Source organism: Actinoplanes sp. NPDC021490, assembly GCF_055562135.1.
Genome location: NZ_JBVHFW010000006.1, coordinates 118,617 through 144,647, shown reverse-complemented (window position 1 = coordinate 144,647; position 26,031 = coordinate 118,617). Strand labels below are relative to the sequence as shown.

Sequence of the window (26,031 nt, the reverse complement as noted above, 5' to 3'; positions counted from 1 at the left end):
CGCGTCAGTGTCTCGCGATCCGCGCCTCGAAGAGCGACCGGACCGCCGGGACACGACGCAGAAGGCCGACCGCGAACTCGGCGTGCCCGGGCACGTACCCGTTGCCGATCAGCATCGTGACGTCGGCGGCCAGACCCTCGGCGCCCAGCGCGGCGGCCGGGAAACTCGTGGCCATCGAGAAGAAGATCACTGTGCCGCCGGGGGCGGTGGCCAGGATCGCGCCGTGCTCACAACCGGGCACGTCGACGCAGACGACCGTGATCGTGGCCGGGTCGCCGACCGCCCGGGCCACCTCGACCGGGTTGCGGGCATCGGCCACGGCCACCTCGTCGGCCACCCCGGCCGCGACCAGAGCGGCCCGCTCGGCCTCGTCCCGGACGATGCCGATGGTGCGGGCGCCGGCCAGCCGCGCCGCGACCAGGGCCAGCGAGCCACTCTTGCCCGCGCCACCCAGAACGGCCACCCGGGCGTCCCGGTATTGACGGACGACCCGGTCGGTGAGCGCCGGGGCGCCGCAGACGTCGTAGACCGCGAGCGCCAGCTCGGGCGCCAGATCGTCCGGAAGGACCCCGACGATCGAGCGGCCGAACAGGATCGCCGTGCCCTCGGCCGGGACCTGCTCGCTGCGGCCGTCCCAGTTCCGCAGGCCGTCGGTGATCCGCAACGGGGTCAGCGTGAGCGAGACCAGCGTGGCCACCCGGTCGCCCTTCTTCACCCCGAGCGGCGATCGGGGACCGGCCTCGTCGACGACGCCGATCAGCATGCCGCCGGAACCGGTGACCGGATTGTGCATCTTGCCGCGCGTCCCCACGATCTCGAGGACCTCGGCCCGGATCGCGGCGCCGTCACCGCCGTGCTTCCCGGCCAGCTGGCGATAGCTCGCGGCGTCCAGATTCAGGCGCTCCACCCGTACGCGAACCTCGTCGTCCTTGATCTCGGGGCTCGCGTCCAGACGCCAGGCCGCCTGGGGCAGCACCCCGGCGGGCTCCAGCACCCGGTCAAGTCCGACAGAAGTCGCCATTCGCCCCACCCCTAACAAGAAATCAAGGGCCTCGCCCTCGGTTCATACCGTAAATCCTCCGGCTGACTGTTTACCAGACCGGAAATCCTCCAGTACGTTGGAGCCGTCCGAACGATCGATCAGGGAGGCTCCGTGACCCAGCCCGCCGGACAGCCGTACGAGTACCGCCGCCGCACCCTGGTCGAGCCCGACTGGACCCGCTTCCCCGGGTGGCGCGACGTGACCGAGGCCCAGTGGCAGTCCGCCCAATGGCAGCGGGTCAACTGCGTCAAGAACGTCAAGCAGCTGCGCGCGCTCATGGGCGACCTGCTCGACGAGAGCTTCTACACCGACCTCGAAACCGACCAGAAGCGCCTGGCCACGATGTCGATGCTGATCCCGCCGCAGATGCTCAACACCATGGTCCCGGATCGCGTCCCCACCACGGAGACGTTCTACGCCGATCCGATCCGGCGCTACATGCTGCCGGTCGCCACCGACCGTCACCTCGACTGGCCGTCGCACCCGCACGCCACCCGCGACTCGCTGCACGAGCACGACATGTGGGTCGCCGAAGGGCTCACCCACCGCTACCCCACCAAGGTCCTGGCCGAGCTGCTGTCGACCTGCCCGCAGTACTGCGGGCACTGCACCCGGATGGACCTGGTCGGCAACAGCACGCCCACCGTCGACAAACTCAAGCTCACCCTCAAGCCGGTCGACCGGTACGACGCCCACCTGGCCTATCTGCGGGCCCACCCCGGCGTCCGCGATGTGGTCGTCAGCGGCGGCGACGTCGCCAACGTGCCGTGGAAGCAGCTCGAGGCGTACCTGATGGGCCTGCTCGCGGTGCCCACCGTGCGCGACATCCGCCTGGCCACCAAGGCGCTGATGGGCCTGCCCCAGCACTGGCTGCAGCCCGACGTGGTCGAGGGCCTGCACCGGGTGGCCATCACGGCCCAGCGGCGCGGCGTCAACCTGGCCGTGCACACCCACGTCAACCACGTCAACTCGCTGACCCCGCTGGTCGCCCGGGCCGCGCAGACCCTGCTCGAGGTGGGCGTCCGCGACGTCCGCAACCAGGGCGTGCTGATGCGCGGGGTCAACGCCACCACGGCCGACCTGCTCGACCTCTGCTTCGGACTGCAGGGCGAGGCCGGCATCCTGCCGTACTACTTCTACATGTGCGACATGATCCCCAACGCCGAGCACTGGCGGGTGCCGGTCTGGCACGCCCAGCAGCTGCAGCACGACATGATGGGCTACCTGCCCGGCTACGCCACCCCGCGGATCGTCTGCGACGTGCCGTTCGTGGGCAAGCGCTGGGTGCACATGGTCGCCGAGTACGACCGGGAACACGGCATCTCGTACTGGACCAAGAACTACCGCACGTCGATCGAGCAGCACGACGACGAGGCGTTGTCGAAGCTGCACGCCTACTACGACCCGATCGACACCCTGCCCGAGTCGGGCCAGGACTGGTGGCGCAAGCAGGAAGCCGCGGCCTCGGCCCCGGCCTGACCAGCACATGCAACAGCCCCCGGGATCGCTCCCGGGGGCTGTTCCTTTGGATTCCTCGCGACTGGCGCTCGGAAACTCGTGACCCGCCCCTGTGCCGGGCGGCGGGCCGATCAGCTGAAGGCGTCGCGGACGTCCTTGCCCGCATCCTTCACGTGCTCGCCGGCCTTCTTGGCGTGGGCGCTGGTCTCCTGCGCCTGACCCTCGGCGACCAGGCTCTCGTTGTCGGTAGCCCGTCCCACGGCCTGCTTGGCCTTGCCGGTCAGTTCCTCGGCCTCGTTCTTGACCTTGTCGGTGAAGCTCATCGCTCAAAACCTCCGTGGTGTGCGGCTCGCCGACTCCTTGCCCGATGCGCTCTCCCCCGAAACCCGCCGCACACCCCGTAAGGCATCCTAGGATCCTAGGTGTAATGGCGGAGCTATAAGATCGCGAATGTGAACGACCGCGCTGCGCATGCCAACTCGTTCGGTCCCGCCGCCGAGATCTACGAGCGGGGACGGCCGTCCTATCCGGCCGAGGCGCTCGACTGGCTTCTGCCACCGGGCACCCCGCGGGTGATCGACCTCGGGGCCGGAACGGGCAAGCTGACCCGTCAGATCCGCGATCGCGGCCTGCCGGTCACGGCGGTCGAGCCGTCCGAGGGGATGCTCGAGCAACTGCGGCGGTCGGTGCCGGACGTGGCCGCCCTGCAGGGCAGCGCCGAAGAGATTCCGCTCCCCGACCGGTCGGCCGAGGCCGTGCTAATGGCGCAGGCCTGGCATTGGGTGGAGCCGTCGCGGGCCGCTCCCGAGATCGGGCGGGTGCTGACGCCGGGCGGGCGGATCGGGCTGTTGTGGAATCTGCGGGACGAGCGGGCCGGCTGGGTCCGCCGGCTCGGCGAGATCATCGGCAGCCCGGAGTCCGAACGGGACACCGCCATCGGGGCGCCGTTCGGGACGGTGGAGATCGCCCGTTTCGAGTGGACCGAGACGATCGGGCCGGAGCGGCTGATCGACATGGTGGCGTCGCGCAGCTACGTGATCCTGCTGGAGCCGGACGAGCGGGCCGCGCTGCTGATGGAGGTGCGCCGGCTGATGGCGACCCACCCCGACCTGGTCGGGCGCACCGAGTTCACCCTGCCCTACGTCACCGAATGCGCCCGGGCGACGCTGGTTTAGGCCAGCTCGGCGCTGATCCGGGGCGGGCGATTCTCGTACGGGGTGGAGAGCACCACGGTCGTCCGGGTGGTGACGTTGGCGGCGGTCCGGATCTCCTGCAGCAGGCGCTCGAGGTCGGCCGGGCTGCCGACGCGGACGATGAGCATGTAGAAGTCCTCGCCGGCCACCGAGTAGCACGAGTCGATCTCGGGCAGGTGGGCCAGCCGTTCGGGGGCGTCGTCGGGCTGCGACGGGTCGAACGGGCGGATCGCCACGAACGCGGTCAACGGCAACTGCAGGGCCTCGTACGAGACCTTGGCCGTGTAACCGGAGATCACCCCGCGCTGCTCGAGCCGCCGGACCCGCTGGTGCACGGCCGACACGCTCAGCCCGACCCGCTCGGCCAGGTCCGTGTACGACAGCCGCCCGTCCGCGGTGAGGGCGCCCACGATCGCCCGGTCGATCTCTTCCACGGGCGCCACCCTACCGAACCGGACGCCGGGCACCACCGGACGCCGGTCGGAGGATCGACGGCCGGACGGCTTACGACGCGTTCTTCTCGGCCTCAGCCAGCAGCGCGCGGGCGGGCGCCTCGTCCTCGGCGTTGACCTGCACCGGCACGCCGTCGGTGACGGCCAGGGCCGGGTCGAGACCGCCGGCGTCGTCGGCCAGCGCGATCGCCCGCAGGCCGTTGCTGCGCAGCAGACCGACGATCAGGTCGGCCTCGATCTGGGAGCCGGCGACGGCCACGGTGACACCCTCGGTGTTTTCCATGGCTGCCAGCATTGCCGAAGATCGGCTCCCGCGCACGCCTGGCGCGGCGCGTGTCAGCCGGTGACGAGGGCCCGGCTGATCACCAGACGCTGGATCTGGTTGGTCCCCTCGACGATCTGCAGGACCTTGGCCTCGCGGAACCAGCGCTCGGCCGGGTGGTCGCTGACATAGCCGGCGCCGCCCAGCACCTGGACGGCGTCGGTGGTCACGCGCATGGCCACGTCGGTCGCGAACAGCTTGGCCTTGGCCGCCTCGATGGAGAACGGGCGGCCGGCGTCCTTGAGGCGGGCCGCGCTGAGCAGCAGCGCGCGGGCGGCCGAGATCTGGGTGGCCATGTCGGCCAGCATGAAGCCGACGCCCTGGAAGCCCGCGATCGGGCGGCCGAACTGCTCGCGCTCGCGGGCGTAACCGACCGAGTAGTCGAGGGCGGCCTGGGCCAGGCCGACGGCGCACGCGGCGATGCCCAGGCGGCCGGCGTCGAGGGCCTCCATGGCGATCGTGAAGCCAGTGCCCTCGGCGCCCACCAGCCGGTCGGCGTCGAGCCGGCAGTTGTCGAAGACGATCTGCGACGGGGCCGACGACCGCAGGCCCATCACCTTCTCCGCCTTCTGAGGCTCGAGCCCGGGTGTGCCCGCGTCGGCCAGCAGGCACGAGATGCCGCGGGCGCCGGCTCCACCCGTACGGGCGAAGATGTTGTAGAAATCGGCGTCGCGGCCGTGGGTGATCCAGGCCTTGGTGCCGTTGACGACCCAGCCCCCGTCGCCGTCGCACGCCGCCCTGGTCTGCAACGACGCGGCATCGCTGCCGCCCTGCGGCTCGGACAGGCAGTACGCGCCGAGCAGTTCGCCGCCGAGCATGTCGGGCAGCATCTTGCGCAGGGTGTCGCTGCCGTGGGCGTACACCGGATAGCAGGCCAAGGTGTGCACGCTGACCGCCTCGGCCATGGCCAGCCAGGTGCCGGCCAGGGTCTCGAGGACCTGCAGATACACCTCGTAGGGCTGGGCGGCGCCACCCACCTCCTCGGGATAGGGCAGGCCGAGCAGGCCGGAACGGCCGATCGTGCGCAGCACCTCGCGCGGGAACTCGCCCCGCGCCTCGAAATCGGCGGCCCGGGGGGCCAGCTCGCGCTCGCACAGCTCGCGGGTCAGCTCGAGCAGGTCATGGGCCTCGGCGGTGGGGAGCATCCGGTCAACCGTCACACCGCTCAGCTTAACGGTCGTTTGGGTAGCGCGGCGACAAGCTGCCGTTAAGGTGGCACGGTGACCGCACAGCCGCTGCTCGCCGTCGACGCCCCCAGCCTCTACTTCCGCGCCTTCCACGGCATCCCCGAGAAGGCCGCCCAGACCAGCGCGGGCGAGCCGGTGAACGCGATCCGCGGCTTCATGGACATGATCGCCCAGCTGATCCGCACCCGGCGGCCCGATCGGATCGTCTGCGCGCTCGACGCGAGCTGGCGGCCGGCCTGGCGGGTCGAGCTGGTGCCGTCGTACAAGAAGCACCGCGTGGCCCACGGCGATGTCGAGGTGGTGCCGCCCGCGCTGGAGAAGCAGGTGCCGATCCTGCTCGAGGTGCTGGCCGCGGTGGGCATCCCGGCGTTCGGCGTGGACGGTTACGAGGCCGACGACGTGCTCGGCACCCTCGCGGCCACCCAGCCCGGCCCGGTCGAGGTCGTGTCGGGCGACCGCGACCTGTTCCAGCTGGTCGACGACGATCGCGGCACCCGGCTGCTCTACTGCGGGCGCGGCGTGGCCAAGCTCGAGGACGCCGACAACACGCTGGTCGAGACCAAGTACGGGGTGCCCGCGAAGTGGTACGCCGACTTCGCGGCCATGCGCGGCGACGCCAGCGACGGCCTGCCGGGTGTCCCGGGCGTGGGCGAGAAGACCGCGGCGCGGCTGGTCATGCGGTACGGCGGGGTCGAGCAGATCCTGGCCGCGCTGGACGATCCGGACGCCGGTTTCGCGCCGGGCGTGCGCGCCAAACTCGACGCGTCGCGCGACTATCTGGCCCGGGCGCTGCCGGTGTGCAAGGTGGCTCTCGACGTGAAACTGCCCGGCTTCGACCCGGCCATGCCCCGCTCCCCCAAGGATCCGGAGGCCCTGATCGCGCTGGCCGAGCGCTGGAACCTGGCCGGCTCGGCCAAGCGGCTGGTCGACGCGCTCGCCGGCTGATCAGAGCGTCAGGACGTACGTCTGGCCGGTGACCTCGCCCGTGCCGAACCCCGGGTGCGGGTCTTCGCCGGTCAGCTCGAAGCCGCGGGCCAGATAGACCTTGCGCGCGGCCTTCTGCTGGTCGGTGGTCCACAGTCGGATCCGGGCATAACCCGTGTCGCGCGCGAAGCCGAGGCAGGTGTCGACCAGTTGCGCGCCGACGCCGTGGCCGCGCGCGACCGGATCCACCAGCAGCACCCGGAGCACGGCCGTGTCCGCACCGCCGTCCATGCAGAACACGCAGCCGGCACGACGACCGTCCACTTCGGCGATCCAGGCCTTTCCCGTACGGGGTCGTGCCCGCTCGCGAAGCCGGCCACGATCTGCGCCACCAGCGCCTCGAACGACGTGTCCCAGCCCCACTCGGACGCGTACAGCTCGCCGTGCGCCTTGATCACCCAGCCGAGATCACCGGGCCTGCCGAGTTCCCGAATCATCGCCGCCTCCGCGGTTCCGCATGTCGCAGACCTACCGACCAGCCACGTCGACCGGGTCGCGGCCGCCGTCGGGCGTGCGCTCACGCCGGCCCGAGAGTACGTCGGCCAGCGCGGCCACCAGGGCAACCGCCACGAAGCTGACCGTCAGCCACAGGGCGCCCCGGAACGCGCCACCCCAGTCGCCGTGGCCCGCGGCGAGCCGGTTGAAGAAGAACGAGCCGACGGCGGCGATGCCCATGGCCGTGCCGATGCGCTGGCCGGTCTGCAGCACCGCACCGGCGCTGCCCGCCCGGGCCACCGGCACCTCGGACAGGGTCAGCGTCTGGTTCGGGCTGATCACGAAGCCGCTGCCCAGGCCGGCCACCAGCAGAGGGAACGCGGCCGCCCAGCCGCCGCCCGAGCCGGGAACGAGCTGCAGGCTGACGTCGGCCGCGGCCAGTCCGGCGATGACCGCGATCAGGCCGCCGACGACCATGTGACGCCCGAAGCGCTGCACGAACCGGCCGCCGACCGCGGAGGCGATCGCCGAGCCGACCGCGAACGGGGTGATGGCCAGGCCCGCCTCGAGGGCGCTGTAACCCAGCCCGCTCTGCAGATAGAGCGTGTAGATGAAGAAGATCGTGGTGAACCCGGCGAAGTACAGCAGCCCGATCAGCGCGCCCAGGGCGTACGAGCGGACCTTGAACAGACCCAGCTCGACCAGGGCGGTCCGGGTGCGGCCGTAATAGCGCTCCCAGGCCCAGAACCCGGCCAGCACCAGCACGCCGGCCAGCGCCAGCAGCCACTTCCACGAACCCTGCCACTCGCGTTCCTGCACCAGCGGCAGAAGAAGCAGCACGACGCCCACGCCCAGCAGGGCCACACCGACCGGGTCCAGGCTCTCCCGGCGCTTCTCCCCGGTCGCCGCCGCCGGGATCCACCGGTAGCCCAGCCAGACGGCGACGATGCCGATCGGGATGTTGAGGTAGAAGATCCAGCGCCAGCCCTCGGCCGGGCCCATGGCGGCGATCAGCACGCCGCCCAGCAGCGGCCCGACCGCCGTGGAGACGCCGATGGTCGCGCCCAGCAGGCCGAACGGCCGGCCGCGCTCCTTGGGCTCGAACATCTGCTGGATCAGGCCGGAGACCTGCGGGTTGACGATGCCGGCGGCCGCGCCCTGCACCAGCCGGGCGACGACCAGCCACAGCGCCGACTGGGCCAGACCGGCGGCCGCGCTGGCCAGGGTGAACAGAACGAGCCCGGCGATGAAGGCGTTGCGGCGGCCGCGGGCGTCGCCGAAACGGCCCGCCGGCACGAGCAGCAGGCCGAAGGTGAGCGCGTATCCGGAGAGCACCCACTGCAGTTCGGCCGAGCTGAGTTGAAGTTCGTCGCGGATCGAGGGCAGGGCGACGTTGACGATGCTCACATCGAGCAGGGTCATGAAGCCCGCGACCAGGGCGACGGTGAGCGCCTTCCAGCGCGTGGACTGTTCGGATGTCACGGATGACCCGGTTCCCCGGTCGATCCGGGGCTAACCCGGGATCTAGTGTGTGCCGCATGACGTCGTTCGCGGTGGTGGGGTCCGGGTGGCGGGCCGAGATGTTCTGGCGGCTGGCGGCGGCTCTGCCCGACGTCGAGTGCGTCGGCGCGGTGGTGCGCACGCCGCGCGATCTGCCGGTGCCCACGTTCTCGTCGCTGGACGACCTGCGACCCGACTTCGTGGTCACCGCCGTGCCCTGGGACGCGAACCCGTCGGTGATCGCCGAGGCGGTCGGCCGCGGCCTGCCCGTGCTGGCCGAGACGCCGCCCGCCCCCGGCGCCGACGGGCTGGCCGCCCTCTGGGAGCGCACCGGCGACACCGGCCTGGTCCAGGTGGCCGAGCAATACCTTCTGGTGCCCGCCCACGCCGCGCGCCTGGCCGCCGTACGGGCCGGGGTGATCGGCGAGCCCACCCAGGTGCAGGTGTCGTCGACCCACATGTACCACGCGGTCTCGATGATGCGCGGCTTCCTGGGCGTGGGCCGCGGCCCGGTCACCGTGCGGGCCACCCGCACCACGGCCCCGCTGGTCGACCCGCTGACCCGCGACGGCTGGACCGACGACCCCGAGCCCAAGCCGGCCACCACGACGATCGCCACGATCGATTTCGGCGACGGGCTGTCCGGGCTCTACGACTTCACCGACAATCAGTGGCACAACCAGCTTCGGTTCCGCCGGATCGTCGTCCGCGGGACCCATGGTGAGCTTCGCGACGACGAGGTCGTGCGGCTCACGGAGCCCCGGACGATCGTGCGTTCCCCGCTCGTGCGCCGGCAGACCGGCTACGACCTCGACCTGGACGACTTCGACACCGACACCATCACGCTGGGCGACCGGGTGCTGTTCCGCAACCCGTTCCCGGGCCGGCGCTTCAACGACGAGGAGATCGCGATCGCGACCCTGCTGCGGCGGATGGCCGACTGGGTGCGCGGGGACGGCCCGCCGCCCTACCCGCTGGCCGACGGCGCCCATGATCACCTCATTGCCCTGGCCGTCGAGGAATCCGCCGATACCGACCAGAAGGTGACGATTCCCGCGCCGGCCTGGCGCTAGATCGGACAATCGCTCAGGCCGCGACCCGGCCGCCCGATGAAAGGTCAGGACAGCTGGACGCACGAGGCGGAGGAGGGCCGATGACGACGCGAGCTGCTCGCGCCGCTTTCGGCGCGTGGATCCTGGCGCTGTCCGCGGTCTACTACGCCTTCCCCGACGCCCACCTGCTGACCTGGGCCCTGCTCGGCTATTCCAGCGCCGCGATGGTGCTGGTCGGGGTCCGCCTCAACCGCCCCGCGCGCCGCCTGCCGTGGTATCTGACCGCGGCCGCGCTGGTGTGCTTCACGACCGGCGACTCGCTCTACAACCTGATCCTGTTCCTGGGCCGCGATCCCGCCTTCCCGGGCTACACCGATCTGCTCTATCTGCTGGTCTACCCGCTGCTCACGGCCGCCTTCCTGCTGTTCGTGCGGTCCCGGGGCGGCGCCAGCAACCGGGCCGCGCTGCTCGACGCGCTGGTACCCACCGTCGGCCTCGGACTGCTCTCGTGGGTGTACTGGATCGCGCCGTTCACCCGCTCGCACGAGCTCACCTTGCTGGAGAAGGTCGTCTCGATCGGCTACCCGTTCGGCGACGTGCTGGCGCTGGCTCTCACGCTGCGCATGCTCACCAGCCCCGGCCGCAAGCCGCGGGCGCTGATCGCGATCGTCGTTGCCATCGCCGGCCTGCTGGTCAGCGACATCTTCTACGGCCAGAGCCAGCTCAACAGCGCCTGGTCGCTGGGCGGCCCGGTCGACCTCGGCTGGATCGTCTTCTACGCCGTCATGGGGTGGGCCGCGCTCACCCCGTCGATGGTGTCGCTCACCGAGAAGCTTCCGCAGGCCGCCGGCACCGACCTGCGGAGCGGCCGGCTGGCCCTCATGGCCACGGCCGCGCTGATCGCGCCGGCCGTCCTCTACATCGAGTGGATCAATGGCGCCGACATCGAGTCGGACCGGGGCGGGGTCGTCGACGCCCCGGTCATCGCCGGCGCCGCCGCGCTGATGTTCCTGCTCGTGCTGGGCCGGGTCAACGGCCTCGCGGTCGCCCAGCGGCAGGCCCGGGCCCGCGAGCGCGCGTTGCATCAGGCCGGATCGGCCGTGTTCGCGGCCACCACCGAGCCGGAGGCCGCGCAGGCCATCCGCGACGGCGTCGAGACGCTGATGCCGCCCGGCGAGCCCTTCCGGCTCAGCATCACGGCCACCGCCGGGGTCCCCCACGAGCCCGGGATCCGCCTGCTCACGGCGAACGAACTGCCCGAGGGCGCACGGTCCGGCGACTTCGAGCATTTCCTGTACGCCACCATGCCGCTGCCGGGCGAGGGCCGCGTCGCCGCCGGCATGCTCGGCGCCTCCGGGGCCGTGCTGCGCGAGATGAAGCCGACCTTCGAGGCGCTGCTGGGCCAGCTCGAGGTGGTCATGCAGCGGATCGGCCTGACCGGCGAGGTCAACCGCCGCAACAGCGAGGCCTACTTCCGGACGCTGATCCAGAACGCGTCGGACGTCATCCTCATCGTCGACGGCGACGACATCATCACCTACGCCTCCCCGTCGGCCGACACCGTGCTCGGTCACCCCGACCTGACCGGCACGCCGCTCGCGGCGCTGATCGCGGTCAGCCACCACACCGCGCTGGCCGAGGCCCTGGCCGCCGTCCGCACCGGGCGTGACCAGGCTGAGGCGACCGACCTGGCCGTGCTGTGCGGCGACGGCCGGCTGCTGCAGATCGAGTGCGCCGGCCGCGACCTGCGCGACGACCCCACCGTACGGGGCCTGGTGCTGACCATGCGCGACGTGACCGAGCGCCGCCGCCTCGAGGAAGACCTGTCCCACCTGGCCTTCCACGACGGTCTGACCGGGCTGGCCAACCGCGTGCTGTTCCGCAACCGCCTCGAGCAGGCGTTCACGGTCGCCGAGCGCGACGACGCCACCATCGCCGTGCTCTTCGTCGACCTCGACGACTTCAAGGACGTCAACGACACCCTCGGGCACGCCGTCGGCGACCAGCTGCTGGTCACCGTGGGCGAGCGGATCTCGCAGATCATCGGGGTCGCCGACACGGCCGCGCGGATGGGCGGCGACGAGTTCGCCATCCTGATCGAGCAGAGCCACGACGCCACCCGGGCCGAGGACCTGGCCGAGCGCATCGTCCAGGCCCTCGCCGTGCCGGTCGAGGTGGCCGACGGCATCGGCGGCAGCCACATCGTCAGCGGCGCGGCCAGCGTCGGCGTCGCCACCAACCGCGACGCCGGTTCCGCCACCGAGCTGCTGCGCCACGCCGACCTGGCCCTCTATCAGGCCAAGGGCGAGGCCAAGGGCACCTGGCAGCGCTATCAGAGCGACCTGCACACCGCGATGGTGCAGCGGCTCGAGACCCGGGCCGCGCTGCACGAGGCCATCGAGGGCGAGCAGTTCGCGGTCATGTACCAGCCGATCGTCGAGCTCACCAGCGGCGACACCGTCGGCGTGGAGGCGCTGGTGCGCTGGCAGCATCCGACCCGTGGACTGCTCAGCCCGTACCACTTCATCGAGGTGGCCGAGGAGAGCGGCGTCATCGTCGAGATCGGCCGGTGGGTGCTGCGCGCCGCGCTGACCGAGTTCGCCGGCCTGCGCGCCGCCGACCCCGAGACCACGCTGCGGTACGTCAGCGTCAACGTCTCGGCCCGCCAGTTCCGCACCCCCGGGTTCGTCGACCTGGTGCGCGAGGCCCTGGCCGACAGCGGCGCGAAGCCGGAGTGGCTGCTCCTCGAGATCACCGAGAGCCTGCTGCTGCGCGACGCCGAGCAGGTCTGGAGCGACCTCGGCGAGCTGCGGGGCCTGGGCGTGCGGATCGCGATCGACGACTTCGGCACCGGCTACTCGTCGCTGAGCTACCTGCGCCAGATGCCGGTCGACGTCCTCAAGGTCGACAAGTCGTTCATCGACGACGTCCTCGGCAGCGAGCAGCAGCGCGCCCTGGTCGACGCGATCGTCACGCTGGCCCGCAACCTCGACCTGGCCGTGGTGGCCGAGGGCATCGAGGACGAGGGGCAGCGGGCCGAACTGGCCGGCATGGGATGCCCGTACGGGCAGGGTTACCTCTTCTCCAAGCCGGTGTGGCCGCACGAGCTCGTCACCCGGCGCCGCGCCCCGGCCGAGCTGCGCGGCCTCTCGGCCGCCTGAATTTCGGGTTATTCACTGGCGGTCATGGGCGCCAGGCGGCAGGGTCGGAGGGGTGCTGAAGAATCCCGTGTGGGCCGCCCTCTCCGGGCCACAGGCCTGCTTCGCCGAGGCGTCCGGTGACGCCGCCCGTTTCCGATCCGACGTGGGTCCCTGGTGTGCCGTCGCCGATGTCGGCGACCCCGGCGCCTGGGCCGACCTGGCCGAGCTGACCGACCGCGCGCTGCTCACGGCCCCGGCCATCCAGGCGCCGGCGGGCTGGGAAGCCGTGTCGGTGACGCCGGGCGTGCAGATGGCCGGTCACACCATGACCGGCGTGCACGACCCCGGAACCGTACGGCTGACCGAGACCGATGTGCCCGAGATGCTGGAGCTGGTCGAGCGCTCCCGGCCCGGCCCGTTCGGCAAGCGCACCGTCGAGCTCGGCGACTATCTGGGCATCCGTCACGAGGGCAAGCTGGTCGCCATGGCCGGCGAGCGGTTCCGCATGCCGGGGTGGACGGAGGTCAGCGCGGTCTGCACCGACCCCGCCTTCCGCGGTCAGGGCCTGGCCGCCCGCCTGACCATGGCCGTCGCGGCCGGCATCCTCGAGCGCGGCGACCTGCCGTTCCTGCACGTGGAGGCGGGCAATGTGGCCGCCGTCCGGCTCTACGAGCGGCTCGGCTTCCAGGTCGACCACGAGGTGGTGTTCGGGACCTACCGCCGCGCCGCCTGACCGGCGGGCGCTGTGGTGCACCGATGGCATGCTCTCCTCATGGTTGACGACTCAGCGCTGAAGGCCGATCTGGTGAACTACCTGCAGTACGCGCGGGACGCGCTGCTGTGGAAGCTCGACGGCCTGTCCGAATACGACGTGCGCCGCCCGCTCGTGCCCACCGGCACCAACCTTCTCGGGCTGGTCAAGCACTGCGCCGGTGTCGAGGCGGGCTACTTCGGGGCCACCTTCGGGCGGCCGTTCCCCGAGACCCTGCCGTTCATGGAGGAGGACGCCGAGCCCAACTCGGACATGTGGGCCGACGTGTCGGAGACCCGCGAGGACATCGTGGCGCTCTACCGCCGGGTGTGGGCGCACGCCGCCGAGACGATCGGGTCGTTGCCGCTGGACGGCCGCGGCGCGGTGCCGTGGTGGCCGGCCGACCGGCGTGACGTGCCGTTGCACCGCGTGCTGGTGCACGTCACCGCCGAGGTGCAGCGGCACGCGGGGCACGCCGACATCGTGCGCGAGCTGATCGACGGCGCGGCCGGGCTGAGCGGCACCAACAGCAACATGCCGGGGCAGGACGCCGAGTGGTGGGTCGCCCATCGGGAGCGGCTGGAAAAGGCCGCTCGCAGCGTCTAAGGCGTGTTTCATAACTGGACCAGACCTGCGCCGGGGCCCAGATTCCGCCTGCGCGCGGCCCGCGAAAGGCCGGTTACAACACCGGTAGCCTGCCTTCCGCGGGCCACACGCAGACGAAATCTGGACCTCGCCGCAGGCCTACCCCAGTAATGAAACACGCCTTAGCTTGAGTTTTAACCTGTGCGGCGGGGCCGTGGTGTGGTCGAGGTCTTCTCTTTGGTTGCGCTGTGCGGCTGGTTTTTCCTGGTGACGATGTGGACGTCGTGGCGGGTGGCTGGTCGGCTGTTGCGGCGTCCGGGTGGTCGTCCCGGGCCTGGTCGGGAGGGTTTCGGTGCGCTGGTGGGAGTGCCTGCCTGAGCGTGCAGGTGCCGAAATCCCCGCCGGACGCGGGCCGGGGTGAGCCGTTGTGGTGGGGCGGGGCGTTCCCAGGGCCGGCGCAGGTCAGCGACTAGCGTTCGAGCGAGCCTCAGCTGGGTGTAGGCGGCCAGCAAGAGCAAGGTCCACCGGTCGGCGGCGTCCGGGTCGCGCAGTTTCGGGCTCGTCCAGCCCAAGGTTTGCTTGAGCATGCGGAAGGTGTGCTCGATGTCGAAACGACGCAGAAAGCTTTGCCAGAGCAGGTCGACGGTGGCGGCGTCGGCGTCCGGGATCGAGGACCACAACCAGACCGGTTTGGCGGTGGCACCCGACGGCAGCCGTTCCACGCGCAGCAGAATGACGGTGCCCTCGATGACCGGCAGGACCCCGGCGTGGCCGATCCAGGCAGTGCGGTGGGTCAATCGGGGGTGCAGCCGTTGCCAGGCCAGCACTGTTGCGGTGCCGTAGAGCCGGGTCACGGTGGTGATGCTGGTGTCCGGGGTGCCCCAGCTGGCGGGGTCACCGAAGATGAATTCCTCGCCGTGGCGTTTCGTGCGGCCCTTCGTGCCGGGCTCACGCGGTGGTGCCGGGCGGCGCAGAACCCGGTCCGAGCGCATCCGGACCAGGACGTTCACCGGCAGATCCTGCAGCAGCAGGGCCAGCCGGGGGCCGTCGTAGCCAGCGTCGGCGACGATCCACATGTCCGGGTCGCCGGGCTGCCACTGCCCGGCGGTGACCAGGCGTTGCACGACCTCGCGCAACTGGTCGGCCGTGATGGTGGCGGCGTCGTCACCGGGCTGCAGCCGGCGGGCGTCCAGCGGTGCGGTCCACGAATGACGTCCCGATTCCAGCGCGACCACGACGGAGTAGGGCCAGCCCGGGACCCCGATATGGGTGTCCTTGGTCCGGCCGTAGGTGTGACACAGCACCCGCTGAGGGCTGGTGTGCGCTTCCGGGCGCAGCCAGCACGTCACGTCGACGGCAAGCACGATTCTGCCGTCCGCGGCGCGTGGCACTGGCGCTGCGGCCAGGGCGGTGCGCAGCCGGTCGACGTCGATGCGGCCGCGGTTCAGCCCGGCATACAACGCGCCGTGACCCCGGCGATGCTGGCCGGCCAGCGACAGCTCCGCCAGCGAATGCGCCGCCGTGTCTGCGCATAACACGGCGTCCACCAGCTCGAACAACGCGTCCGCGCGAGCGGTAAGACAGCGATGGAACTCGGCCCGGAACCCAGACAGACGCCCGAAAGCACCCGCCGGATCGATGTCAGGCACACTGATCATCAGACAGCCCTTGATTCGGTTTTCTTCCCTAGACAAGAAGATCATCGATCAAGGGCTGTTCTCATGATCAGCCAGGGTCGATACCACCCAGCCGCACGTTAAAACTCAAGTTAGGGCTTTGTGCGGGGCCGGCGGGCCCGGCGGGGAAGCTGCACTCCGGCCAGGGTCCGCATGGCCGCGGGGCCGCGGGAACGGCGCGGGCGGGTGCGCGACCCCGGCCTGGTCCGGGCGCCGCTGTAGGCCAGCAGGTCGATCGTGTCGCGCTGGCGGGTCGGGTCGGGCTCGTCGGCCACGGCGGGCCGGGCGTAGGCCGACTCGTCCTCCTCGAAGATCGGTTCTCCGGCCGCCGGTCCGGGCGCGGCCGGCGGCTCGGCCGGGGTGAACATCGCGAAGCGGTCGGCCATCGCGACCGCCCGCTCGGGACTGGCCAGCACCACGGCGGCGGCCAGATTGGCCAGGGCGAACGGCAGCCCGATCACCACCAGGCTGGGCGAGGTGCGGATCGAGACCACGGCCAGCACGGCGGCGGCCACCGCGGTGCCCAGGGCGGCCAGGGTGCCGGCCCGGCGGATCGAATAGGCGCCGAAGCCGGACAGCCGGATCACCGCGGCGGCGCAGGCGGCGGCCAGAAGCACGGCGAGCAGCCAGCCCGCGGCGAACGGCCACAGGCGCTGCCATGTGCCGTCCTCGTCGCCGAACACGAACATCAGGAACGGCACGCCGATCACCGCGACCACGAGCAGCAGCACGGCGTCGACGGTGAGCACGATGGCGGCGGCCGCGATCGCGTCGATGCGGTGACCCCGCGTCTCGCCCGCTTCCATGTCGGCCATCGTCACGTCGCCCTCCCCAGAGCCGGCCGTCGTCACCTCAGCCGGGCGACGCTCGACGCTGCACCGTAACGTATCGGCCGGTGGGTCCGGACCTCAGGGACGCAGCCCCTCGAAGTACTCCTTCATCGATGGGTAGTAGTCGTCGAACACCGGCTGCGGCGACCCGTCCCGGGCGGCGACCAGCATGTCCAGGTAGTACTCCCAGCCCGGGCCGACCTCGCCCACGCCCTCGGTGGTCGTCAGGTGATGGATCAATCGCAGCTCGGTGCGGTCACCGGCCGCGGTCAGCTGCACCTCCATGCGCCAGTCCTCGCCCTCCCCCTCGCCCAGCCCGACCACGGCGAGCCGATCCGGCGGCTCGCAGGCGTCGATGCGCATTTCCATCCAGGGGGCGCCTTCCTCGTACGCCATCTGGACCTTGATCGTGCGTCCCGGCCCGGGGTCGTCGCCGGTCCAGCGCCCGAACCATCGGGCGCTGCGCTCGGGCTCGGTCACGCTGGCCCAGACGTCGTCGATGGAAGCCCGGAACGAGCGGGTCAGCACCAGGTCGGGACCCGTGGTGGTGGCCACGAGCCGTCCGGTCGGCGGATTCGTCATGCGATGCCCTCCTGTGGTGTCGTGCGGTCTTCGCCGGTGCGCAGGTCGCGTGGCGTCGTGCGGTCTTCGGCGGCGCGCCGGTCGCGTGCTGTCGTGCGGTCCTCGCCGGTGCGCCGGTCGCGGCGGGTGCGGTGCACTTCGGTCTCGAGCGCGTCGAGCCGCCGGTTCCAGACGGCCGCGGGCGGGGCGAAACCGGCCAGCCAGTCTCCGAGCCCGGTGAGCGGCGCCGGATCGAGTCGGTAGACCCGCTCGCGGCCGGCCGCCGTGTCGTGGACGAGCCCGCACTCGCGCAGCACCCGCAGGTGGCGGCTCACGGCGGGCCGGCTGATCGGGAACCGCTCGGCGATGCGGCGGGCCGGAAGCGGGCGCTCGCGCAGCATCTCCAGGATCTTCCGGCGTACGGGATCGGCAATCGCGGCCGCCGCCTCGTCCAGCCTGTCCGTCACCGCGGAAGCGTAACTCAGGGGTTACGCTTTGGCCACTAGGCTCGGACGCATGAACGCACGGTTCCGGTCCCTGCACGAGTCGGGGACGTTTGTCATGCCGAACCCGTGGGACGTCGGCTCGGCGCGAATCCTCGAAGGGCTCGGCTTCCCGGCGCTGGCCACCACGTCGTCCGGGCTGGCGGCCGCGCTGGGCAAGGCCGACCAGCAGGTCACCCGGGACGAGCTGGTCGCGCACGTCCGGACGGTGACGGCGGCGATCGGCGTGCCGCTCAACGTCGACGCCGAACGCTGCTTCGACGACGTGGCCGAAACCGTCGAGCTGCTCGCGGCGGCGGGGGCGGCGGGAATCTCCATCGAGGACTACGACCCGGCGACCGGGCGCGTCGAAACCCTCGAGGTCGGCGCGGCGCGGGTGGCGACGGCCAAAGAGACGTGCGCCCGGCACGGTGTGGTGCTGACCGCGCGGGCCGAGAACCTGCTCTACGGGCACGACGATCTGGACGACACGATCCGGCGACTGATCGCCTATCGGAAGGCCGGGGCCGACGTGCTGTACGCGCCGGGGCTGCGCGCGCCCGGCGACATCGCCCGGGTGGTGGCCGAGACCGGGGCGCCGGTGAACGTGCTGGCCGTGGCCGGGGCGCCACCGGTGGCCGAGCTCGCGAAACTCGGCGTCCGGCGGGTGTCGACGGGCGGCGCGCTGGCCTGGGCGGCGTACGGTGGCCTGCGCGACGCCGCCCGCGAACTGCTCGGCAGCGGCACCACGACGTTCCGGGCGCGATCGCTGACCGGCGACGAGATCTCGGCTATAGCTGACCGTGGTTAGGCGGCGGGACGTCGCTCAGCTCCCAGGCCGCCAGGTGGTGGTATTTCCAGTCGACCGGGTCGTGCACGCTGTGGGTGCGGGCGTTGCGCCAGTGCCGGTCCAGGTCGTACTTGGCGGCGGCCGAACTGGTGCCGCACAGCGCGAACAGCTCCGAACCGGCCTCGACGGCGACCTCGCTGCCGAACGCCTTCGCGGCGGCCACGGCGAGTGAGCCCTCGGCGGCGGTGGCCGCGTCGGACGGCACGCGTCCGATCGTGTCGAGCGTACGGGCGGCGTCCTTGAGAAGGGCCTCGGCGGCGCGCACGCGGGTGGCCAGACGGCCGTACCGGTACATGACGTGCGGGTCCTCGACCGCCCGCGAAGCGCCCGCCCGGACGGCCTCGGTCGAGGGGCGGGCCTTGCCGCGCAGATAGGCCCGCGCGTCGGCCAGGGCGCCGCCGGCGATGCCGACCTCGATGGCGGCGTGCACGAGCTGGGCCCGGGCGCCGAGCTGCTGCGGGACCTCGTAGGCGCGGGAGTAGTCGAACGAGAACTCGACCGGCACATCGGTGAAAGTGGCGGTGCCGCTGATCGTGGCCCGCTGCCCGATGACGTCCCAGTCGGTGTCGACGGTGACCCCGGCGGCGTCGCGCGGCACGAAGGCGAGCACCAGCCGGCCGTCCTCGCGCAGGGCGCTCACGGCGATCCAGGCGCTGGTCAGCGCGCCGGTGGCGTAGTACTTGACGCCGTTGAGCCGGCCGTCGGCGACCCGGGTCCGCAGATCCTGGGCGTGGGCGCCACCGCGCTCGGCCAGGGCGTTACCGATGCGGCGCCCGGCCAGCACGTCGGCGTACAGGCGCTTGCGAAGCTCCTCCTGGCCGTGCACGGCCAGGATGTCGAGCATCAGGTAGTGGGCCTGCGGGACCTGGGCGATGGCCGGGTCGGCCGCGGCGATCAGCCGGATCACCTCGGCCAGCGTGGACGGGCCGAGGCCGGAGCCGCCGTCCGCGGCCGGGATGGTGAGGGCGAGCAGGCCCGAGCCGTCGAGCCGGGCCAGGGCGTCGGCCGGGATGACGTCGGCGCCGTTGCGGTCGCGTTCGGCGGCCCCGGGAGCGAGGGCGGCGGCGAGTTCGGTGGCGGCGGCGGCGGCTTCGTCGTGGGTCGTCAGGAGAGGCACGCCGCCGAGCCTAGTCAGCCCTTCAGCAGATCGAGCGTGCGCTGGTCCGGACCGTCGTAGAACTGGTCGATGACCCGCTGGAACGGTGTGGGGTCGCCGGCCGCGGCGGCGAACAGCGTCATCGACGACCGCAGTTTGAGGTCATCGGGATAGCCGAAGACGTCGGCCGCGCTCCGGCTGGTGTTCGTCAGGATGCCGGCGAGCTCGTGCAGGCGTGGTCCGAGCACCGGATGCGCGAGGTAGGCCCTGGCTTCGTCCAGGTCCCGTAGGGCGTACAGCTGCGCCGTCGCACTCGAACCCAGACCGCTGAGCTGCGGAAAGATGAACCACATCCAGTGCGTACGCTTGCGGCCGGCTTCCAGTTCGGCTTTCGCGTCGTCGTACACGCCGTCCTGGGCCTGCACGAACCGGTCGAGGCTCATTTCTTGCGCGAGGCGCGGGCGTTCGCCTTCTGGATGGCGTCGACCAGCTCGTCCTTGGTCATCCGGGAACGGCCGGTGACGTCGAGCCGCTTGGCGATGCCCAGCAGGTGCTCCTTGCTGGCGTTGGCGTCGACGCCGCCCGCCGTCTCGGCGCGGGTGCCCCGGCCGCCGGCCGCCTTCTTGTCGCTCGGCCCCTTCTCGGCCTTGGGCTCCCAGTGGTCGCCGACCTTCTCGAACGAGTGCTTCACCGCCGAGAACGCGGTGCGGTGCGCGCGCTCACCCTCGCCGTACTGCTCGACGGCCGAGTCGTGCGTTTCCGCGTACGTGTCCTGCGCCTTCTTCGGCGACCGCTTGAGCGTCGCCGGCATGTCCTCGCGTGCTGGCATGACCTTTCCGGTTCCCGCTTCGACCGGCGGCAAACGCGCCCGACCTTTCTTCCGTGACCGGACTGCAACGGGTGGCTCAACCGGAAACGGCACCGGAAACCCGCCGGATATGACGAGAATGACCTGATGTCGGACGCCGAGTTTCTCGGGTACGCCGGGTCACTGGCTGCCGCTGGCCTGCTGTTTCTCATCCTCGCCGTGTTCGGGCTGGGCCAGGGCATCGTCCTGCGTGTCCTCGACGTGCTGGTCGGCCTGGCCTTCCTCGGCTACGCCGGCTACCTGATGGTGGTCGCGCCCGACGATCCGTTCATGTCGTGGCTGGTCTTCGTGACACCGGTGGCCGGGCTGGCGGTCGCTCTGACCGCGCGGCGCCGGGCCCGGACCCGCCTCAAACGGCTCGAGGAGGAACACGCCGGCAAGCCGTACGCGGCCCCGGACGCGGCCGTGAACGCGGAGAGGCTGCCCTATCCGACACCGCCGCCGCCGCTCGACCCGTCGGCGCCCCAGCCCGAACGCAAGCCGACCGGCCCGGCGGGGCGTCCCGGCGGGCTGCCCTCGGGTCTGCCGGCCACTCCCCTGCCGTCCGGGCTGGGCGAGAACCCCGTCGAGGCCGCGCCCCGGCCGCCGCGGCCGTCCGGGCTGCCGCCGCTTCATGCCGAGCCGGACGGAACCCCGGCCACGCCCTCGTTCCCGTCGTCGTCTTCTTCCGGCCCTTCCTCACATGCTGAGCCGGTCTACCGGGCCCGGCACGGGGCGGCGGACGACGAGACCGCGCGGCACGACTACTCGGGCGGACGGCACCGCGCCGACGGCGAGTCCTGACTTGCGGCGGCCGCTGACTAGATTGTCGGGGTGGACTACCGCCGGACGTACCGCTCCGCTGCCGTCACCCTCGTCGACCTGGTCAGCCGGGTCCCCGCCGACCGTCTCGACGGCCCCGGGCTCGGCGACTGGACGCTGCGCTCGCTGATCGGCCACACGCTGAGCTCCGGCCTGGTGCGGGTGCCGGCGGTGCTCGGCAGCCCGTCGGCGCCCCTCAACGTCGCCGCTCCCGAGGGCTATTTCGCTTTCGTACGCGACGTGCCCCCCGAGGTGTACGCCGCGGCGGTCGCCGCCTCTACCGTCGACGCCCACGAGTCCGCGGCCAACCTCGACTCGGCCGGCGCGCTGGCCGGCCGGGCCACCCAGGCCCTGGCCGCCGCCGCCGACGACGACGTGGTGACGACTCCGGTCGGCGGGATGCGGGTGCGCGACTGGATCCCGACCCGCACGTTCGAACTGGTCGTGCACGGAACCGACGTGGCCGCCGCGGCCGGCGTTCCGGTCGAGTTCGACCCCGCCGCCGTCTCCGAGGCCACCCTGCTGGCCGCCAGGATCGCCGTCGCCCTGGGCGACGGCCAGGCCGTCCTGCGCGCGCTGACGGGTCGTTCGTCCCTGCCCGAGGCGTTTTCGGTAATTTGAACCTGAGCCTTTTCCCGGGTCGAACCGAACTGCAACCATCCTGCACTCGGCCACGCCACCTCCCGCCCGAACGGGTAGATATGACCGACACGATGATCATCGAACTGGGCCTGGGCGCCATGACGATCGCCGCCAAGATGTGCGCCCCGGTGCTCCTCACGGCGCTGGCCGTCGGTTTCGCCATCTCGCTGTTCCAGTCGGTGACGCAGATCCAGGAAGCCACCCTGTCCTTCGTCCCCAAGGCCGCCGCCGTCTGCGCGGCCCTCCTGTTCTCCGGAAACTGGATGCTCCACGAAATGGTCAACTACACAACGCAGCTCTTCGGCCGAATCCCCGAGCTGATCGCCGCCTGACCCGCCCGCGAATCGCGCCGCCTGCGCCGTTCGGCACGGCTTAGCTGGCGCGGCACGGCTCAGCTGGCGCGGCACGGCTCAGCTGGCGCGGCACGGCTCAGCTGGCGCGGCACGGCTCAGCTGGCGCGGCACGGCTCAGCTGGCGCGGCAGCCTTCATCATTTACCGGCACGACCCGTCGGCATGCCGGAGCGTCGGCGGATGGCAGCGCGCCCGGGCGGGGCGCCGATTCAGCGGTCGAGGATGAGTTCCTGGAGGCCGCGGAGGGCGTCGGCTCGGGCGCCGGACAGGGATGGCTCGTTCTCCACGGCTGCGGCCCGCACATGGACCGACCGGGGCAGCCGCGCGGTTTCCGCGGCGATGGCGTCGATGAACCGGATCCCCCATCGGCCCCCGATGACCACCACCTCGGGGTCGATCAACGTGGCCAGGCCGGCGATCAGCCCGCCGACCGCCGTGACGACCTCCGGCGGGCGCTTCTCGATCAGCCGGTCCACATCGATGGCCGTGGAACCGGCACGACGCAGCCCCAGCATCCCGAACACCTCGATCAACGGCATGGCCCGCCCACCCGGCCCCACCGTAATCAGATGCGCCACCTCGCCGGCCAGCCCGTGGTGGCCGCGCCGGACCTCCCCGTCGCTGACGATCGCGCACCCCAGGCCCTCGTCGAGGAACACGTAGGCGAAGTCGTCCAGCGGGTTGGCCGCCCGCTCGGCCTGCGCGGCCCAGTTGACGTCGTTGTCAACATGGACAGGGCCGTCAACACGAGCACCCAGCACCGTCACCGGATCGATCTCCCCGAGCAGGAACGGCGCATCAGGCAGTTGGAGAAGCCGACCGCTGTGCCGATCCACCGGATCCGCAGCGCTGACCACAGCAAGGCGGGGCCGGGGACGCCCGTAACTTGTCGCCGACCAGTTGCCTTGTTGACTCCCCGCAGGCCGCCCAGCCTCGTGCTCCTTCTCGGCGAACGACCTGCCCTCGCCGCTCTCCGCGGAGTGGCCGCACACCTGGTCTACGGCCTTGGCCAGGGCTTCGGCGACGTCGTCGGGGCGAGCGGGCCGGCCGACTCCCACTTCGGCGCGGGCCAGCAGGTCGCCGTACGCGTCGAGGTGTTCGACCACGACGCCCTCGGGGGCGATGCCGACCGCCAGGGCCGTGCCGACGCCGGGGGCCAAGGCGTAATACGAACCGACCCGGCCCTTTCCACGGCCACCGGGTGTGCGCCGGCCCGTATCCACAACCAGGCCGGCCTCGGTGAGGCGGCGGACGCTTTCTCCGGCTGTGGGTTTCGAGATGCCGGTCTCTGTGGACAACTCGGCCCGGGTCAACAGGCGACGGCGCATCAAGGCGCGCAACACGTGCTGGTCGGTGAGCGAGCGGAGGATCTCCTGCGAGGGGCGGGCGGGTTCCACGCGCCAATTCTAGTCAGGGCTCTTGCCTAGAAGGGGGCCGGGGCCTTACCGTCGTTCTAGTTAAGGGACATGACTAGAAGGAGGACCCGCCATGCCGCTTCCGCACTGGGAGGAGACGCCGACCGACCTGACCGGCGCGATCCGCGAGGTCAAGGCCGCTCTGCGTGCCCAGATCGCGGCCTCCGGCCGTACGGTGGAAGAGGTCTTTGCCGTTGTCGAGCGGAACGTCGCGGCCGAGGTCGCCGACATCGCCGCGGCCAAGGCCCGGGGCGAGACGGTGTGGCCGGTCATCGCCTACGACGACATCGAGTCGGGCACGGTGAGTGCCGCCGACGTCGCCAAGCTGCGCAAGCGCGGCTGCCTGGTGGTGCGCGGGCACTTCCCGCGGGAGCAGGCCCTCGACTGGGACGCCGGGATCGTCCAGTACGTCGAGGAGAACGAGTTCTTCGAGAACTACCGCGGCCCGGGCGACGACTTCTTCGGCAGCGTCGGCTCCAAGCCCGAGATCTATCCGATCTATTGGTCGCGCCCGCAGATGGAGGCCCGGCAGAGCGACCGCATGGCCCGCGTGCAGGCGTTCCTCAACAGCCAGTGGAAGCACACCTCGGACGACGGCACGCAGTGGTTCGACCCGGACCGCGACTCGCTCTACCCTGACCGCATCCGCCGCCGTCCTGAGGGCGCCGACTCGGCCGGCCTGGGGACACACCTCGACCCGGGCACGCTCGACCTGTGGATGACGCAGGCTTATCAACAGGCTTTCCGGCACCTGTTCGACGGATCCGTGGAGCAGTACGACCCGTGGGACGCGGCCCACCGTACGGCCGGACCGCAGTACCCCGGATCCACCATGTGCTCGGCGTTCCGCACGTTCCAGGGTTGGACGGCGCTCTCCGACATGGCCCACGACCAGGGCGTCCTGCACACCGTGCCGATCCCCGGCGCGATGGCGTACCTCATGTTGAGGCCCTTGCTCAACGATGTACCGGATGACGAAATGTGCGGTGTGACGGTCAACCAGGTCTTCCCGGCCACCGATAAGTGGCACGGCCTGTTGATGGAGGCGCTGGCCGGCATCCCCGACGTCCAGGCCGGCGATTCCGTCTGGTGGCACTGCGACATGATCCACAGCGTCGCCCCCGTCCAGGACCAGAAGGGCTGGGGCAACGTCATGTACATCCCGGCCGCCCCGTGGTGCCCCCGCAACGAGACCTACGCGACCTCGGTACGCGAGGCATTCCAGACCGGCTCCAGCCCGACGGACTTCCCCGCCGAGCACTACGAGCGCGATTGGAAGAACCGCTTCACCGAGGCCGACCTGAACACCACCGGCCGCCGAGGCCTGGGCTTGGCCTCCTGATCCGCAAGGTGCGGCTGGGCCGAGCCCACTGATCCGCAAGGTGCGGCTGGGTGTGGCTGGCTGATCCGTCCCGTCCGGCTGGGCCCAGCTCCCTCACTGGTCCCGCTCCGCCCAGCTTCCTGCTCCGTCCCTCCGGCTCCGCCCAGCTCCCTCATCCGTCCCGTCCGGCTGGGGGTCTTGGCCGAGGGACAAGCGTCAGCTCATCCCCGGCCTGACCAGTCATTCGTGCCGGAGCGGCACCCGGGGGGCCGCTCTCAGCGGCGCGGCGGTATCGGCGCCTGCTCGACCCGTTGCCGGGTCACAGCCGCCGTTATTGGGTGTCGTTGCCGGATAGCCGGGTCATACGCTCGCCGCATGATCAACGTACGGCGGGCCACGGTGGACGACGCAAGAGAACTTGTCCGGCTGCGCGGAGTGCTGTTCGGTCTCCCCGACGACTCGGATGACGGCGGCTGGCGCGGGGCGTCCCGGCAGATTCTGGTCCGGCGGCTGGCCGCGCCGTCCCCGACCATGGCGGGCTTCGTCGTCGACCAGCCCTCCGACGGCCGCCCGGGTGATCAGACGGCTGGCGGACGCCCGGGTGATCAGGCAGCCGGCGGACGCCCGGGTGATCAGCCGGCCGGCGGACGCCCGGGTGATCAGGCAGCCGGCGGACGCCCGGGTGATCAGCCGGCCGGCGGACGCACGGTTCATCGGGCGGCCGGCGGACGTCCGCTCGCCGCGAGCGCGGTCGGCATCATCGAAGAACGCCTGGGCGGTCCCGGTAATCCACAGGGCCTGGTTGGCTACATGTTCAACGTGGCCACCGATCCGGCCCACCGGCGTCACGGCTACGCCCGGGCGTGCACCGACGCCCTGCTCGCATGGTTCCGGGCCGAGGGCGCGTTCACCGTCGACCTGCGGGCCACCGCGGCGGCCGAACCCCTGTACGCGTCCCAGGGCTTCAAGAGGACGAACGACCCAGCGATGCGCCTGAGCCTGCCGCACCAGTAACACCGGCGCGGACGGAATCGAG

Annotated in this window: 28 protein-coding genes; 13 read left to right on the top strand and 15 right to left on the bottom strand. The window is 71.5% G+C overall.

The genetic code is table 11. The features are described 5' to 3' along the window. Positions 1-4 precede the first annotated feature (4 nt). Positions 5-1,021 (bottom strand): L-erythro-3,5-diaminohexanoate dehydrogenase, encoded by a 1,017-nt coding sequence (kdd, locus tag ACZ3I4_RS18570; protein ID WP_465383173.1) that lies wholly within the window; start codon positions 1,019-1,021, stop codon positions 5-7. Between the two features lie 132 nt (positions 1,022-1,153). Between kdd and ACZ3I4_RS18565 the strand changes: the two genes are divergently transcribed. Then, on the top strand, positions 1,154-2,521 hold the full coding sequence (locus ACZ3I4_RS18565) for a KamA family radical SAM protein (protein WP_465383172.1): 1,368 nt from the start codon (positions 1,154-1,156) through the stop codon (positions 2,519-2,521). 110 nt (positions 2,522-2,631) lie between these two features. Here ACZ3I4_RS18565 and ACZ3I4_RS18560 read toward each other — a convergent pair whose 3' ends face one another. After that, positions 2,632-2,823 (bottom strand): CsbD family protein, encoded by a 192-nt coding sequence (locus ACZ3I4_RS18560; protein ID WP_465383171.1) that lies wholly within the window; start codon positions 2,821-2,823, stop codon positions 2,632-2,634. A 129-nt stretch (positions 2,824-2,952) separates the two neighbouring features. Here ACZ3I4_RS18560 and ACZ3I4_RS18555 point away from each other — a divergent pair, with 129 nt between their 5' ends. After that, positions 2,953-3,675: a class I SAM-dependent methyltransferase gene (locus tag ACZ3I4_RS18555; protein ID WP_465383170.1), complete on the top strand. Its 723-nt coding sequence runs from the start codon at positions 2,953-2,955 to the stop codon at positions 3,673-3,675. Here ACZ3I4_RS18555 and ACZ3I4_RS18550 read toward each other — a convergent pair. From ACZ3I4_RS18550 to ACZ3I4_RS18540, 3 genes are all read right to left on the bottom strand, one after another. Then, on the bottom strand, positions 3,672-4,127 hold the full coding sequence (locus tag ACZ3I4_RS18550; protein ID WP_465383169.1) for an Lrp/AsnC family transcriptional regulator: 456 nt from the start codon (positions 4,125-4,127) through the stop codon (positions 3,672-3,674). The two genes, ACZ3I4_RS18555 and ACZ3I4_RS18550, sit on opposite strands and share 4 nt — an antisense overlap. A 70-nt stretch (positions 4,128-4,197) precedes the next feature. Beyond that, on the bottom strand, positions 4,198-4,428 hold the full coding sequence (locus tag ACZ3I4_RS18545) for a putative signal transducing protein (protein WP_465383168.1): 231 nt from the start codon (positions 4,426-4,428) through the stop codon (positions 4,198-4,200). Positions 4,429-4,481: 53 nt separating this feature from the next. Beyond that, entirely contained in the window at positions 4,482-5,627 is a 1,146-nt protein-coding gene (locus ACZ3I4_RS18540) for an acyl-CoA dehydrogenase family protein (RefSeq protein ID WP_465383167.1), read from the bottom strand. A 60-nt stretch (positions 5,628-5,687) separates the two neighbouring features. Between ACZ3I4_RS18540 and ACZ3I4_RS18535 the strand changes: the two genes are divergently transcribed. Further along, complete coding sequence (locus ACZ3I4_RS18535) at positions 5,688-6,599, top strand: 5'-3' exonuclease (RefSeq protein WP_465383166.1); 912 nt, start codon at positions 5,688-5,690, stop codon at positions 6,597-6,599. Here ACZ3I4_RS18535 and ACZ3I4_RS18530 read toward each other — a convergent pair whose 3' ends face one another. Together ACZ3I4_RS18530 and ACZ3I4_RS18525 are read right to left on the bottom strand one after the other, a co-directional pair. Beyond that, on the bottom strand, positions 6,600-6,902 hold the full coding sequence (locus ACZ3I4_RS18530) for a GNAT family N-acetyltransferase (protein ID WP_465383165.1): 303 nt from the start codon (positions 6,900-6,902) through the stop codon (positions 6,600-6,602). 204 nt (positions 6,903-7,106) lie between these two features. Then, positions 7,107-8,555, bottom strand: a complete 1,449-nt coding sequence (locus ACZ3I4_RS18525; protein WP_465383164.1) for an MFS transporter — start codon at positions 8,553-8,555, stop codon at positions 7,107-7,109. Between the two features lie 56 nt (positions 8,556-8,611). On the opposite strand from ACZ3I4_RS18525, the gene ACZ3I4_RS18520 reads away from it, so the two are divergent. The 4 genes from ACZ3I4_RS18520 to ACZ3I4_RS18505 all read left to right on the top strand — a co-directional run bounded on the left by ACZ3I4_RS18520 (position 8,612) and on the right by ACZ3I4_RS18505 (position 14,122). Further along, positions 8,612-9,646, top strand: a complete 1,035-nt coding sequence (locus ACZ3I4_RS18520) for a Gfo/Idh/MocA family protein (RefSeq protein ID WP_465383163.1) — start codon at positions 8,612-8,614, stop codon at positions 9,644-9,646. An 80-nt stretch (positions 9,647-9,726) separates the two neighbouring features. Beyond that, entirely contained in the window at positions 9,727-12,786 is a 3,060-nt protein-coding gene (locus tag ACZ3I4_RS18515) for a putative bifunctional diguanylate cyclase/phosphodiesterase (protein ID WP_465383162.1), read from the top strand. Between the two features lie 52 nt (positions 12,787-12,838). After that, positions 12,839-13,498, top strand: a complete 660-nt coding sequence (locus ACZ3I4_RS18510) for a GNAT family N-acetyltransferase (protein ID WP_465383161.1) — start codon at positions 12,839-12,841, stop codon at positions 13,496-13,498. Between the two features lie 39 nt (positions 13,499-13,537). Continuing rightward, positions 13,538-14,122, top strand: coding sequence for a DinB family protein (locus ACZ3I4_RS18505; RefSeq protein ID WP_465383160.1), 585 nt, complete (start codon positions 13,538-13,540; stop codon positions 14,120-14,122). 173 nt (positions 14,123-14,295) lie between these two features. Here ACZ3I4_RS18505 and ACZ3I4_RS18500 read toward each other — a convergent pair whose 3' ends face one another. The 4 genes from ACZ3I4_RS18500 to ACZ3I4_RS18485 form a co-directional block, all read right to left on the bottom strand. After that, entirely contained in the window at positions 14,296-15,759 is a 1,464-nt protein-coding gene (locus ACZ3I4_RS18500; protein ID WP_465383456.1) for an NF041680 family putative transposase, read from the bottom strand. 110 nt (positions 15,760-15,869) lie between these two features. Beyond that, the gene (locus ACZ3I4_RS18495; RefSeq protein ID WP_465383159.1) at positions 15,870-16,598 is read right to left on the bottom strand and encodes a hypothetical protein; all 729 of its coding nucleotides are present in this window, start codon (positions 16,596-16,598) and stop codon (positions 15,870-15,872) included. An 87-nt stretch (positions 16,599-16,685) separates the two neighbouring features. Then, positions 16,686-17,189, bottom strand: a complete 504-nt coding sequence (locus tag ACZ3I4_RS18490; protein WP_465383158.1) for an SRPBCC family protein — start codon at positions 17,187-17,189, stop codon at positions 16,686-16,688. Then, positions 17,186-17,635, bottom strand: a complete 450-nt coding sequence (locus tag ACZ3I4_RS18485) for an ArsR/SmtB family transcription factor (RefSeq protein WP_465383157.1) — start codon at positions 17,633-17,635, stop codon at positions 17,186-17,188. The genes ACZ3I4_RS18490 and ACZ3I4_RS18485 overlap by 4 nt, the downstream gene beginning before the upstream one ends. 49 nt (positions 17,636-17,684) lie before the next feature. Here ACZ3I4_RS18485 and ACZ3I4_RS18480 point away from each other — a divergent pair, with 49 nt between their 5' ends. Beyond that, positions 17,685-18,461 carry an isocitrate lyase/PEP mutase family protein gene (locus tag ACZ3I4_RS18480; RefSeq protein ID WP_465383156.1) on the top strand — a complete coding sequence of 259 codons (777 nt, stop codon included), beginning with the start codon at positions 17,685-17,687 and terminating at the stop codon, positions 18,459-18,461. Here ACZ3I4_RS18480 and ACZ3I4_RS18475 read toward each other — a convergent pair. The 3 genes from ACZ3I4_RS18475 to ACZ3I4_RS18465 are packed head-to-tail and all read right to left on the bottom strand — an operon-like array spanning position 18,442 to position 20,425. Next, positions 18,442-19,617 (bottom strand): acyl-CoA dehydrogenase family protein, encoded by a 1,176-nt coding sequence (locus ACZ3I4_RS18475; protein WP_465383155.1) that lies wholly within the window; start codon positions 19,615-19,617, stop codon positions 18,442-18,444. The genes ACZ3I4_RS18480 and ACZ3I4_RS18475 overlap by 20 nt on opposite strands. Positions 19,618-19,631: 14 nt before the next feature. After that, positions 19,632-20,039: a DUF1810 domain-containing protein gene (locus ACZ3I4_RS18470; RefSeq protein WP_465383154.1), complete on the bottom strand. Its 408-nt coding sequence runs from the start codon at positions 20,037-20,039 to the stop codon at positions 19,632-19,634. After that, the gene (locus ACZ3I4_RS18465; RefSeq protein WP_465383153.1) at positions 20,036-20,425 is read right to left on the bottom strand and encodes a ChaB family protein; all 390 of its coding nucleotides are present in this window, start codon (positions 20,423-20,425) and stop codon (positions 20,036-20,038) included. The genes ACZ3I4_RS18470 and ACZ3I4_RS18465 overlap by 4 nt, the downstream gene beginning before the upstream one ends. 126 nt (positions 20,426-20,551) lie before the next feature. Here ACZ3I4_RS18465 and ACZ3I4_RS18460 point away from each other — a divergent pair, with 126 nt between their 5' ends. From ACZ3I4_RS18460 to fliQ, 3 genes are all read left to right on the top strand, one after another. Then, positions 20,552-21,247, top strand: a complete 696-nt coding sequence (locus ACZ3I4_RS18460) for a hypothetical protein (RefSeq protein WP_465383152.1) — start codon at positions 20,552-20,554, stop codon at positions 21,245-21,247. Positions 21,248-21,277: 30 nt separating this feature from the next. Further along, positions 21,278-21,886 (top strand): maleylpyruvate isomerase N-terminal domain-containing protein, encoded by a 609-nt coding sequence (locus tag ACZ3I4_RS18455; protein WP_465383151.1) that lies wholly within the window; start codon positions 21,278-21,280, stop codon positions 21,884-21,886. 80 nt (positions 21,887-21,966) lie between these two features. Further along, entirely contained in the window at positions 21,967-22,239 is a 273-nt protein-coding gene (gene fliQ, locus ACZ3I4_RS18450) for a flagellar biosynthesis protein FliQ (protein WP_184950651.1), read from the top strand. 229 nt (positions 22,240-22,468) lie between these two features. On the opposite strand, the gene ACZ3I4_RS18445 is transcribed toward fliQ, so the two are convergent. After that, positions 22,469-23,656, bottom strand: a complete 1,188-nt coding sequence (locus ACZ3I4_RS18445) for an ROK family transcriptional regulator (RefSeq protein WP_465383150.1) — start codon at positions 23,654-23,656, stop codon at positions 22,469-22,471. A 91-nt stretch (positions 23,657-23,747) separates the two neighbouring features. On the opposite strand from ACZ3I4_RS18445, the gene ACZ3I4_RS18440 reads away from it, so the two are divergent. Beyond that, positions 23,748-25,016: a DUF1479 domain-containing protein gene (locus ACZ3I4_RS18440; RefSeq protein ID WP_465383149.1), complete on the top strand. Its 1,269-nt coding sequence runs from the start codon at positions 23,748-23,750 to the stop codon at positions 25,014-25,016. Positions 25,017-25,370: 354 nt separating this feature from the next. After that, entirely contained in the window at positions 25,371-26,009 is a 639-nt protein-coding gene (locus tag ACZ3I4_RS18435; RefSeq protein WP_465383148.1) for a GNAT family N-acetyltransferase, read from the top strand. Positions 26,010-26,031 lie beyond the last annotated feature (22 nt).

Coding starts and splice junctions, on each gene's coding strand:
- kdd (WP_465383173.1), bottom strand. CDS start 1,021: ATGGCGACTTCTGTCGGACTTGACCGGGTGCTGGAGCCCGCCGGGGTG.
- ACZ3I4_RS18560 (WP_465383171.1), bottom strand. CDS start 2,823: ATGAGCTTCACCGACAAGGTCAAGAACGAGGCCGAGGAACTGACCGGC.
- ACZ3I4_RS18545 (WP_465383168.1), bottom strand. CDS start 4,428: ATGGAAAACACCGAGGGTGTCACCGTGGCCGTCGCCGGCTCCCAGATC.
- ACZ3I4_RS18520 (WP_465383163.1), top strand. CDS start 8,612: ATGACGTCGTTCGCGGTGGTGGGGTCCGGGTGGCGGGCCGAGATGTTC.
- ACZ3I4_RS18515 (WP_465383162.1), top strand. CDS start 9,727: ATGACGACGCGAGCTGCTCGCGCCGCTTTCGGCGCGTGGATCCTGGCG.
- ACZ3I4_RS18505 (WP_465383160.1), top strand. CDS start 13,538: ATGGTTGACGACTCAGCGCTGAAGGCCGATCTGGTGAACTACCTGCAG.
- ACZ3I4_RS18500 (WP_465383456.1), bottom strand. CDS start 15,759: ATGATCAGTGTGCCTGACATCGATCCGGCGGGTGCTTTCGGGCGTCTG.
- ACZ3I4_RS18490 (WP_465383158.1), bottom strand. CDS start 17,189: ATGACGAATCCGCCGACCGGACGGCTCGTGGCCACCACCACGGGTCCC.
- ACZ3I4_RS18480 (WP_465383156.1), top strand. CDS start 17,685: ATGAACGCACGGTTCCGGTCCCTGCACGAGTCGGGGACGTTTGTCATG.
- ACZ3I4_RS18470 (WP_465383154.1), bottom strand. CDS start 20,039: ATGAGCCTCGACCGGTTCGTGCAGGCCCAGGACGGCGTGTACGACGAC.
- ACZ3I4_RS18465 (WP_465383153.1), bottom strand. CDS start 20,425: ATGCCAGCACGCGAGGACATGCCGGCGACGCTCAAGCGGTCGCCGAAG.
- ACZ3I4_RS18460 (WP_465383152.1), top strand. CDS start 20,552: ATGTCGGACGCCGAGTTTCTCGGGTACGCCGGGTCACTGGCTGCCGCT.
- fliQ (WP_184950651.1), top strand. CDS start 21,967: ATGACCGACACGATGATCATCGAACTGGGCCTGGGCGCCATGACGATC.
- ACZ3I4_RS18440 (WP_465383149.1), top strand. CDS start 23,748: ATGCCGCTTCCGCACTGGGAGGAGACGCCGACCGACCTGACCGGCGCG.
- ACZ3I4_RS18435 (WP_465383148.1), top strand. CDS start 25,371: ATGATCAACGTACGGCGGGCCACGGTGGACGACGCAAGAGAACTTGTC.